Source organism: Pseudomonadota bacterium (genome assembly GCA_038533575.1).
Taxonomy (GTDB): domain Bacteria; phylum Pseudomonadota; class Alphaproteobacteria; order Rhodobacterales; family Rhodobacteraceae; genus Shimia_B.
On record JBCAYL010000033.1, the window covers coordinates 1 to 879 of the forward strand.

2 tRNA genes are annotated in these 879 nt (G+C 52.3%); both read right to left on the minus strand.

What is annotated here, in order from left to right:
- Nucleotides 1–706: 706 nt before the first annotated feature.
- A tRNA-Val gene (locus AAFM92_16875) sits at nt 707–780 on the minus strand.
- A gap of 2 nt (nt 781–782) precedes the next feature.
- A tRNA-Thr gene (locus tag AAFM92_16880) sits at nt 783–855 on the minus strand.
- Nucleotides 856–879 lie beyond the last annotated feature (24 nt).

The window sequence follows — 879 nt, forward strand, 5'->3', positions numbered from 1 at the left end:
GTGTAACAAGTACCAGAGATTAAGCTGATAAGAACAGATACTACACTTGATCTTAGCCCAAAGGCCAGTGCCATAAGCTGCTGAGCGCTAGGGTGGGGTGCAAGAGCCCAGCCGCTGCCCACGCTAAGCATACCTTCTCGGCCTTTTGGCTAAGATCAAGTGTAGTATCTGTTCTTATCAGCTTAATCTCTGGTACTTGTTACACGGTAACAAATGAGATTAACTGTGATGTTTGAGCCGCACCCATGGATCAAGCGTTGGGCTTGCTCACGCTCCTGGGCCGTGGCCCCGGTATTGCAGTACTTCCGGGCGCTGCGAGGCGATTTTGCCACCATTAGTCAATCGAAACTCAGTGGGAATCCCCAGATATGATGGGGTTTTGGGCCCTTTCTCCACCCTCCACCAAAACAATGGCCGCCCACCGCCCCAGGAGTTTGGAGCCAAAATGGGCCAAAAATGGCCAGCGCCCAGCAACCGGCCCCCCCTTACAACCCCCTAAAAATAAAACACGATTTACCGATAGGATTTTCGAGGTTTTGGGCATTTTTGGAGGTTTTGGAGTGCACACCGCCCCAGGGGTTTTGAGCCAATGTGGGCCCAAAATGGCCAGCGCCCAGTAACCGCCCCCCCCCCCCCTTTCAACCCCCTAAAAATAAAACACGATTTACCGATAGGATTTTTGAGGTTTTGGAGTGGAAAACAAAAGTATTCGCACCGAGGCTCGAACTCGGGACCTCTCGCGTGTGAGGCGAGCGTCATAACCAACTAGACCATGCGAACCCAGCCTCCAACGAGGATCGAACTCGTGACCTTCTCCTTACGAAGAAGATGCTCTGCCAACTGAGCTATAGAGGCATACACTGAGAAACTACGCGGCCT